Source organism: Companilactobacillus kedongensis, from assembly GCF_003946625.1.
Taxonomy (GTDB): Bacteria; Bacillota; Bacilli; order Lactobacillales; family Lactobacillaceae; genus Companilactobacillus; species Companilactobacillus kedongensis.
Map to the genome: position 1 here is coordinate 53,540 of NZ_RHOR01000008.1, position 10,760 is coordinate 64,299.

5 protein-coding genes are annotated in these 10,760 nt (G+C 35.9%); 1 reads left to right on the forward strand and 4 read right to left on the reverse strand.

Annotated features, from left to right (window positions below; all coding sequences use genetic code 11):
• Window positions 1-135 precede the first annotated feature (135 nt).
• The gene (locus EKM60_RS06330) at window positions 136-798 is read left to right on the forward strand and encodes a metal-dependent transcriptional regulator (RefSeq protein WP_125713600.1); all 663 of its coding nucleotides are present in this window, start codon (window positions 136-138) and stop codon (window positions 796-798) included.
• 34 nt (window positions 799-832) lie between these two features.
• On the opposite strand, the gene EKM60_RS06335 is transcribed toward EKM60_RS06330, so the two are convergent.
• From EKM60_RS06335 to EKM60_RS11115, 4 genes are all read right to left on the reverse strand, one after another.
• On the reverse strand, window positions 833-1,030 hold the full coding sequence (locus EKM60_RS06335; protein WP_125713602.1) for a type II toxin-antitoxin system HicA family toxin: 198 nt from the start codon (window positions 1,028-1,030) through the stop codon (window positions 833-835).
• Between the two features lie 112 nt (window positions 1,031-1,142).
• A complete protein-coding gene (locus tag EKM60_RS06340; protein ID WP_125713604.1) occupies window positions 1,143-2,774 on the reverse strand; it encodes an SWIM zinc finger family protein in 1,632 nt (543 codons plus the stop codon).
• A 71-nt stretch (window positions 2,775-2,845) separates the two neighbouring features.
• A complete protein-coding gene (locus EKM60_RS06345) occupies window positions 2,846-10,108 on the reverse strand; it encodes an MBG domain-containing protein (protein ID WP_125713606.1) in 7,263 nt (2,420 codons plus the stop codon).
• A 312-nt stretch (window positions 10,109-10,420) separates the two neighbouring features.
• A complete protein-coding gene (locus EKM60_RS11115; RefSeq protein ID WP_164508343.1) occupies window positions 10,421-10,591 on the reverse strand; it encodes a hypothetical protein in 171 nt (56 codons plus the stop codon).
• Window positions 10,592-10,760: the final 169 nt, after the last annotated feature.

Below are 10,760 nucleotides of genomic sequence, written 5' to 3' on the forward strand. Positions count from 1 at the left end.
TATACAGTAATTAACTCATAATCTTAAAAATAATTTTTATATTAATCACAATAGTTAGACTAGCCTAATTTATACTGTTGACAGAATATCTGTAAAAAAATATGATGGAGCTATTAAAAAATAGGGTGATCAAAAATGAGTGATTTAGATTTTTTAAAACTAATATACGAACTAGGTGGTACTTTTCACGCTGTCAATAACGGCGATATAGCGAAGAAAGCGGACCTCAGCAACGCTTCTGTTACCGAACGCATAAAGAATTTGGCCACTCATACGGACCTATTATCTTATAAGCGTTATTACGGTGTGATGTTAACCAAAAAGGGTATCAAAACCCTTGATTCCTATGTTCAACAACAGAGATTATTGGAAGTATGGCTAGTTCAAGAGATGAATTATTCACTTTTGGATTGCCACAAAGAAGCTGACATATTGTCAAACCAAGTTAGCAAACATTTCATAGAAAATTTGAATAAATATCTCAATACTCCCAAATTATGTCCCCATGGAAATATCATCCCCAATAATGCAAAATCGATTACTGAAAAGCAAACTAATCTAGTGGACGGACTAAAAAAAGACCAAGAATATACAATTCAGAGTTTTTCTGAAGATGATTATATATTCGAGCTTTTAGAAAACGTTGATATTAGATTGAATGACGCGATTAAAGTTATGAATGTCACTGACGACATCGTTGTAATTTTAAATTTGAGAACCAACAGTAAGCAATTATTACCTAAAACTCTTGCTGCAGCTATTCGAGTAAAACAAAAAAAGTGTCCTATAATCAGCTGATTATAGGACACTTTCTAGTCACATTATTATCTCATCAGGATTGTTTGATCCCAGCTTGCTTTAATATCTTACTTTCAATGCCGTGTTCCAATTCCTTATCATGATGTATCGGAACCGGTACAGTCACATTAGTTGTTGGATTGTACATTTTCAAATGAGACCCCTTTTGTGACTTTTCCACAAAACCGTTATCTTTAAGCATTTTAACGATTTTTTGAGGTTTCATTGCCATTTCGATCTTCCTTAGATTTCCGCAATATATTTTTGATTGCGTTATTTGTGTGAAATCTAACTACCTTAAACTCTCACAGATGGCTAGTGTAACACAAAAATACGCCTCGTTACTAAATATTGATTTTACTTAACTCGTCCATCATTGCGGGTCGACGGGCATACTCTACTCGCCAATCGTTCAAGATTTGTTGAACCATTGTATCTCCAGTTGGATAAGTTAGCATTTGCTTTAATATCTTAACTAACCTTCGATAATATTTTCTATCTCCAGTGTGTTGAGCCATATTATTAGCTACATCGGCATACTTCCTTAACAATTGATCTGGATAAAGTGGTTTTAATTTCTTTTCATATGTTTGAAGGCCCCACAATCCACTCTCCTTTAATACTGATTCTAAAAGAAGTTCATACAATTCATCTTCCGCATATAGTTGTTGAACATCACTACGTTCAGGTAACTGCGCAAATAGTTTTTTACGCTGTTTTGGCCACTCCTCCGTTGAATATTGTTTTTCAAGCTCTCGATATAATAATACATCGGCAGGACTATACTTTGTCAATAAGATCCATAATTCATGAAGATATTCATCTTTACGTCCTAATTTCTTATACAGATCCTTTAATCTTTTACTAAAGTCACTAACGATTCCGGGATATTCATCAAATTGTTTTTTTCCATCTATCAATGTTTGAATTGCAACTTCATAATTTCCATTTCTAATACAAATATCAATATAATACTTACATACTTTCGAATAATTACTATTTTCTGAACAAAATTTTTCAATTATATCAGCGGATACTTTTAACTTTTCCATAGTTTGAATATGATAAATTGCCCATTTACCAGCTATGTATTCATTGATCCATTCATCTTTTTCCTGTTTATATTTAAGGAATTTTTGTTCTGTCCAATCTAACTCACTCTGTAAAAACTCTTTTTCATCAAAATCACTGAATAAAATTTCTTCAATAGAATCCTCAAAAACTTCCAATTTTACACCGTCTTGGGTATACCAATCAAACATGTGCCTTTTCAATTCAATATCGGACTTATCAAGTATTTCCAACCAAAATTGAGAACAATAATCAACCAATGCCACAGTTTCACCGCCTGAATCATCAATTTCAAGATATGAAAGTTTTGTAGCAATATAAGTAATAATATCAAATGCAGACCTCAACTGCCCCTCATCGATCCAGTTATCGATAGTACCATTCATAAAATCAACCAGATCTCTTTCAAAACGTTGTGCATCATTGTATTCAACAAAATCATATTCATTTTTATATTCGTCAAATATGGCATCTATTAACGATTTATAACTTTGTAAATCACTTACATCAAAAGTATCTTTCGACATCGTCATAAATTGATCAAATAATGACTTATCTTCAGATAATACTTCAATTAAGAAATCTCTAACTTGCTCTTCTGATGCTTCTGAGACGGAATTTTGAACTACATCAATTTTTTCTAAATTACTATCCTGTTCGTCAAATAACATCAATACCGCGGCCATATGTTTACAAAGCTTATTTTCCGACGCATATGGACAGTCACATTCTGCACTTTCAAATTGTCCGTGATCAATAACAATGGAAACATTGTATGTTTTCGTCCCTACAACTGTTGCCGTAATACGCTCAGATGTATTCTTAAAATTCTTTACTAAACCTTGTCTGTAATAGTCAAATCCTCGGTCAAGAATTCGCGGTTCAAATAAATATTTCCACTCCATATGTGAACTCCTTTTGAAGCTATTTACCATTACTATATCAAAAAGATCCCACAATATGTGGGATCTCAAAACTAAAACTTACCTATTAAATTATCAGTTTTAATGAACTCATTAGTTGAAACACGATAATAAACAACTCCATCAATAACTACAACTTTATCTACTTTATATGATGCATCAGCAGGAAGTGTTACAGATTGTTGGACACCGCGTTCATCATAAACTGGTGTTGGTGAATCAGTTGTTACCGTATTTTTAGCATCTAAATATTCATAAACTTTTTCAACTGGAACAAATTCATTAGTTGAGACACGATAATAGTTTTTACCGTTAATAACTGCGATACGATCAGTTCTCCACTCTGTACTTGGAGCCAAACTACGACTGACCGTTGTACCTTCATAATTAATGAGCGTACCAGTTTCATTATTATAAACTCTGATCAAGGTTGGTCCTTGATAGAAATAAACATAGACATCGCTGGCTTTAACAAATTCATTGGTTGAAACACGATAATATAAAATATCATTTAAGGTGTATTCCTCATCACTACGCCAATCAGTATTGATTCCTAGTTGTCTATTGGTGATCAGTTTACCGTCTTTATCATAAAGTTTAACCATTTGTGTGGTGGTACCAACGGTTTGATTCTTCATTACTACCTTTGCAGTGTCATTATCAGGATAGTTAGGAACTAGCGGATCAGTGTGGTTTTTGACCTCATCACCATCACTCATTCCATCGCCATCGGTATCAGGATTCAATGGATCAGTGCCATCGTTCAACTCATCTTCACTATTCAATCCATCATCATCAGGATCAACTTGATAATGAACGATATCAGGATTTCCAGAATCATCTAGGGTAACAACTGTTGCGGCTCCGTCACCATCTGGCAAAATTGTTTTATCGGTCTGTGGTTCAATGGTTTGTTGACTGACGGTATTGTCATCTTTTGATTCGACCGCCGTTCTCGTACCAGTAATTGGGTCATATGTATAAACTGTGCCAGTGCCATCAGTCCATTGTTTAGTAACTTTAACAATATTACCATCAGCATCCTTTTCAGTTATTGTGACGTTTCCGTCAGCATCAACATCTTTACCCAAAACCGTTAACTTACCTGGAACAACTGTGACATTATAATTCGAGTCAGCACTTGTTGCGGTGATATTATAGGTCCCAACTGTTGAAGAATCTGGTTCATTATACTTTAAGTTTAGGTCTGAAATTACGTCCTTGTCGCCTATTCTAGAATTCTTAACTGTCGATTCATTCTTTGGATCGTCTGCGCCGGTATAAACAGTCTGGTCATCGACCAGAATAGTAATCGGACGCTTTGTCACGGTTAATATAGCTGGAGTTACCGTACCAAAATCATAATTAGGATTCTCAGACTTTAATCTGGCAATTGCGGCATCGGTTAATTTAATTCTGTAATCTCCACCAGCTTGCAAAGGAGTATTCACTTCATTTCCGCTAGGATCAGTAACTTCAAAATCACTCTGCTTAAATGTTGTTGAACCAACACTAACTGTATCGGTAAAGTTAGGAGTGTCTCCATAAACTACACTAGCAGGCTGAATTGTCGACTTTGCACCGGCTTTTTTGATCGTAAATGTACCGTTAATAACTGCGACAGTATAATTTTCACTATCGATATTACTACTACTGATTGTGTAACCTCCAGCATTTTCACCAGCTGTTCTCGTTAAGGTTACACCTAAAGCAGAAATATCATCTCCGGTAACAAGCACATTCTTTGAATCATCTGTTAAAGCTAACGCTGGATCTTCAGAACCATAAACTTTGCTATTATTTGCGGCTGTGACAGTTACAGGTTTCTTAGTAATAGATAATTTTCCTGTATCAACCTTAACAGCATAATTTTGATTCAATTTTGATTTATCTGAATCAATACCAATGCTATATGTGCCGACATTTTCACCAGTATCACGTTTCAAGACAACGCCTAATTGATCTAATGTATCGCCATTTACCAAACCTGTGGCAGAATCACTCGTTAATGCAAAACTTGTAGGATCATCTGATCCATATTGTTTACTTGCATTATCAGCCGTCACTGTAATTGGACGTGCAACTACCGTGAGTTTAGCCGGCTTAGGGTCTGCAAAAGTATAGTTAGGATTGGCTGTATGTAATTTATCTACAGAACCTGGTTTTAATTTAACACTATAATCTGTGCCAACTTGTAAATCAGAATCAACTACATTACCAGATGTATCAACAACTTCATAATCACTTTGTGCAAGTGGATTTGTAGTGCCGTTAATATTTATGAAACTATCAAACTTCGGATCATCACCATAAGAAACCTCAGTAGGCGCGATTGTGACTTCTGCTCCTGCTGGATTGATCGTAAATATACCGTCAGTAACTGTAATTTGATAATTCTTATTCAACGTGGAAGATGGATCTAGCTTGATCTTATAGGTCTTAGCTTCTTCACCATCCTCACGAATCAATTTAACACCCAGATCTGTGAGCTGATCATTATTCTTCAAGCCAGCAGCTGAGTCATTTGTTAACTTGAATTCAGGATCAGTGTGTCCATATGTCTTTTCGCTATCAGCGGCTTTAACAGTAATTGGCAAAACATTAATAGTGAATATTCCAGGATTGACAGAAACCTTATAATTCTTATTCAATGTTGATGCTTCTGAATTCAAAGTAATTGAATAAGTTCCAACGTTTTCGCCAGTCTCTCGTTTTAGAACAATGCCTAATTGAGCCAAAGTATCATCATTGACTAAAACCTTTGCTGAATCACTTGTTAAAGTAAATTTCGGATCAGGTTCACCATATTTCTTATCGGCATTGTCAGCTGTAACTACGATAGAGCGTGGAATTACAGTTAATTTATTATCGTTATATGTCTTGAAATCATAATTGGTATTGGCAGCATTTAAATGAGCCAAAGCATCATCATTTAGTTTGATAGTATAATCTCCGCCAACTTGTAATTCCTTGGCAGTTACTGTATTACCGTCTGAATCAACGATCTTATAGTCACTGTCTAAAAGTGGATTTGTAGTGCCAGTAATTTTAGTATCGCTGGTAAATTCTGGATTATCACCATATGTCACAGTTGCAGGGTTAATTGTTACGTCAGCTTTAGCCTTAGTAATAGTAAAGCTACCATCTGTGACTTTTACATCATAATTTTTGCTATCAATTTTATCAGCGTCAATTACGTAACTTCCGGCATCTTCTCCAGCTGATCTCTTTAAAGTTACGCCTAAAGCAGAAATATCATCTCCGGTAACAAGTACACTCTTTGAGTCATCAGCTAAAGCTAACGTTGGATCCTCAGCACCATAAATTTTACTGCTGTTTGCTGCGGTGACAGTTACAGGTTTCTTATTGATCGTAAAGTTTCCGCTTGTAACTGTGATCGTGTAGTTTTTGTTCAGATTTGATTTATCGTTATCAATTTCAATAGGATACGTGCCAACATCTTTCCCGACAGCCCGTTTCAAAACGACACCTAATTGATCTAATGTATCACCATTGACTAATTCTCTAGCTGAATCACTTGTTAATGTGAAACTATCAGGATCACTGTCACCGTATGTTTTATCAGCATTAGCTGCTACAACCGTTATTGCTCGTGGATTTACAGTGAGTTTGGCACCTTCTGGTTCTGTGAAACTATAGTTGGTATTTGTTTTGTTTAAGTTATCAATAACACCCGATTTTAATTTAACAGTGTAATCTCCACCAACTTGTAATGGTGAAGTTACAACCTTGCCATCTTTATCGACAATTTCAAAGTCACTCTGCTCTAGAGTAGCGTCACTAGTATCAATCGTATCGCTAAATTTTGGCGTATCGCCATAGATCATCGAAGTTGGATAAATTGTTATAGTTACTGGTGCTTTAGTGATAGTAAATGTACCAGGAACAACTGTCACTTCATAATTTTGACTGTCAGTAGAAACACCGTTAATTGCATAATCACCAACATTCTCACCGGCAACACGTGTCAAAGTGACACCTAATTTATCAATTGAATCGCCATTCATTAGTACACCCGCAGGAACAGGATCTAATGAAAATTCAGTTGGATCATCTGTTCCATAAACTTTCCCGCTGTCCGAAGCCTTAACTTCAACTGGTTTCTTAGCAATCATGAAAACTCCGGGTTCTACCGTAACAGTATAGTTATCGCTAAATTTCGAAGATGTATCTTGATCAATAATATATTTACCAGCATTTTCACCAGCTACACGAACTAATTTAACGCCTATGCTGGCTAATGTATCACCATTGACTAAGCCTTTTATCGACCCAGTTGTTGATCCATTTATGGCTGGTTCACTAGTATCACCATAAGTTTTACCAATATTTTGAGGAGCCTTGACGGTTAGTGGTCTAGGAGTGACCGTCAATTTGCCTGTATTAAAGGTGGTAATATTATAATTACTATTTTTCTTTAAATCAGCTTGTGCTTTATTTGTATAGCGTATTGAATAGTCTCCATCAACTTGTAATTGTGAAGCTGTAACTACTTTGTTTGCTGTATTATCAAATATTTCAAAATCATCAGTACCATTAGGTATCCCATCCAGGTCGCCGCCAAATGCTGGTGTATCATCACCATAAACTACTGTTGCGTCATTAGTAGTGGCTGCAACATTCAAGGGTGTAATAGTCAAAACACCAGAGACATAAAGTCCGGCATTAGAATTTTTACTCCAACTCTTCAAATTAGCACGTCCAGAATCAGTCAACTTAAAGATATATTGACCAGCATCTTTAGGCGTGACTGGTGTGGTACCGGAACCTGAAGCACCAAAGGTAAAGTATTGATAGTTAGTAGGATCATCAAAGAAACCATTCATCTGCGTATCAGTAACCGTACCAAAATCTTTACCAAAACTGATTGTAGGGTGTCCTATATCAGCAGTTTTATATGGAACTTGCCATGAACTAAAGGTTGCCAAGCTATTCTGTGCATCTTGATTAGTGGTCTTTAAAGCACCTAAATCATCCTGGAAGTTGACCAGTAGATTTTTAACTGCTTCCAAATCCGCATAACCTGTTTGACCGTCGTCAAAAATATCATTCGCAACCGTTGCAGTTTTGGCACTTTCAAAGGCAACTTTAGCTTTACCATTGGTATCAGAAACTTCTGCATAAATATTAACAACAGATTGTAAAAGTTGATCCGCTGCAGATTTTTGGTCAGCAGTTAAACCAGATAGGCCTACAAATGAATCATACATAGTCTGTGCCTGTTGTTTATAATCATCAGCTTTAGTTTGGTTAGCTGTAGCCTGTTGTTCCCAATAATCTAACGTTGCCGTAGTTGGCAAAAGAATACTGCCACTAGCTTGAGGTTTAGCGCTATCCAATGAGTCAGTTGCTTTAGCATTACCAACATCTGACCAACGATAATCAGCACCATTAATGCCCGTTTTACCACCGCTAGTAATTGGATTACCTTCAGCATCTTTATAAGTCTGATTGCCTAAATCATCAGAAATTGATTGTCCAGTTCCGACTGTGACGTTATCTACAACTGTCTGACCATCAACCGTTGTACCTGTTCCTGTATAGTAATGTCCAATTGGTTGAGATGTATTAGCTGTAGTATTTGAATCTGTAGAAGTATTACCTTGATCGATCGGCAAATTATCTTGTGCAATTGCACTACCATCAGTTGGAGCAGCTAATTTAACCGTTGTTGCTGTATAACCAGGGATTTGAACCAAAACCGATTTACCTGCCACTGCGACAACTGTTACAGGTTGTAAACCAGTGATCGGTTGATTAGTTTTAGAATCGACTGGTGTTACTTTAGCTTTAAAAGCTAATCTAACTGGAACTGTCATATTCTGACTATTTGCATCAGTAACGGTATAACTATAATACGTGCTATCCCCTATAGACTTATCTCCACCGATATAATGTACAGTCCCGTTGTTGTTAGTAACTACTTGGTCACTATCTATCAGATAAATATTACCTGCTGAATCAGCTGGAATAACAGCTACTAGTGAAGGATCAATATAATCGACTGCTACAGCACGAGCTGCTGCTGCTTGAGTTGAAAAAATCGAAATCGTATCACCAATATTGGCAATAGCCTTTACATTTGTTTTATCCAATAAAGCACCCGTATCAGCGGAATCAACCAAATTTACAGTTAATGGAATTGTTTTAGGTGTATAGGTGAAGTTATCAATTTTCGCAGAATAATCATTCCAACTACCACCTGTTGAAGCAGAAATTGAAAGTGAATAACCTGTAGTAACATCTTCAATTTTACGACTGAAGCTTTGTCCTTTTAAAACAACAGTTAACATCTGTGTAGATGCATCATAGTTCATTGTAAAATCATTTACTGGACTAGAACTGCGTTGCAATCCGATATAAGTAGTTGATTTATAATCGCTAGAAATTGGACTCTGCAAATTACCATTAGAATCAGTAGTTCTCCAGCCAACATAGGGTGAAGTAGATGGATCATTAAAATTGCCATTATGGTATTCATCAAAAATAAACCCAAAGGCATTACTCAAACCACCTAGTCCTAATTGTCCCCCTGAACCACCTTTGGTAGCTTCAGAAGGATCTCCAGGAGCAAAAATGAAGCCGACACTATCTGCACCATTATAAGATTTACTACCAATTCCTAAAGCACCTGACATATAGAAATTGTGACCAAAATCAATTTCATGTTCAAAGGATACATGAGAAGCTTGGTGGCCCTGCATACTAGTTGCAGTGCCTGACGATGAATAATTATTATGATAATCATTGGTAGTTAATGAAATTGAACCATCCGATCCAATTGGCTGAGTAGAAATATTCTTGCTTGTATTGTAATCTTTATCACCGCTGTCTCTATTTTCAACGGTAGCAGTAAAGTGGCCCGCGACCTGATCAGATGTCAATTCTACTTGTGACGTATCTACTCCGACATTCACATTTTGATTTTGTGATAACACTGGATACTGAGTATTATTCGTAGTATCTTGTGTCACGTTATTTTGTTGTGTGCTCGTTTGTTGTGTAGTCGGCTGTTGCACGGTTGCTTGACTTAAAGCTACTCTCTGTGGAGTCGATTGAGTTGTTGAGTTACTTTCAGTCGGCGTTGGTGATTCGGACGCACTGCTCGACATAGCTGTTTGTGTATTAGCCACCGCGGCATGAACATCAACAGTACCAATACTTTCGGCAATTGCAAATGCAGAAAAACTGATCAATAAGCTGCCGAATATTCTTGTTTTGATTTTCCACCCAGTATGTCCCTTATATAGTATGAATCTCTTCTTAACATCACCATTGGTTACTTTTTGTCCCAAAGTTTAAATCCCCTTTTAGTTCAGCTAAAGTTGCTGACACAATATCTATTTTCCCTTAAATTAACTTTGATATTTTGATAATTTCTAATGCACATTTTTCCTGCAATTCAAATAACCAACTTTTCGGATGATGGAAAAGCAATTGTACTTTTTACATTATCTAATCGGTTGTAAATCAAGGCTTTTTACCTTTTCATAAAAATATTTATGACAGTTATAATATAGTCCAGAGGCTTAAAATATTCAACGAGATATAGAAAGTAATACGATAATGTTGAAATATTGTGGTTTATTTTTTGAAGATGTTTAATCTTACCGTCCAAAATATCTAGTAATTCCTCCTGTTGAACAATCGTCGATGAAGTAAAACCCCACTTGTACAATTGGTTCCATTACTAGAAAGTTTAAACTCGTTAAATGAATAACCATAATAGGTAGAAACGTGTCAGCTTCTCTAATGTGATCCTGATACTTTGCAACCATTAAATTGATCTATCCTCTTCAAATCTGACAAATGAAAACAATAAATCTACAGTGAAAAATGGTATAGAACTATATTCAACACTAATATACTCAAAAATTATTAATATCTTTTAAGCTCTAGATAATTGTTTAAACAGAAGTGCCAGTTTCCCTACTTGCAGTAGGATTC

Excerpts from the sequence above, each read along its gene's own strand:
- EKM60_RS06330 (WP_125713600.1), top strand. The coding sequence starts at position 136 with ATGAGTGATTTAGATTTTTTAAAACTAATATACGAACTAGGTGGTACT.
- EKM60_RS06335 (WP_125713602.1), bottom strand. The coding sequence starts at position 1,030 with ATGGCAATGAAACCTCAAAAAATCGTTAAAATGCTTAAAGATAACGGT.
- EKM60_RS06340 (WP_125713604.1), bottom strand. The coding sequence starts at position 2,774 with ATGGAGTGGAAATATTTATTTGAACCGCGAATTCTTGACCGAGGATTT.
- EKM60_RS11115 (WP_164508343.1), bottom strand. The coding sequence starts at position 10,591 with ATGGTTGCAAAGTATCAGGATCACATTAGAGAAGCTGACACGTTTCTA.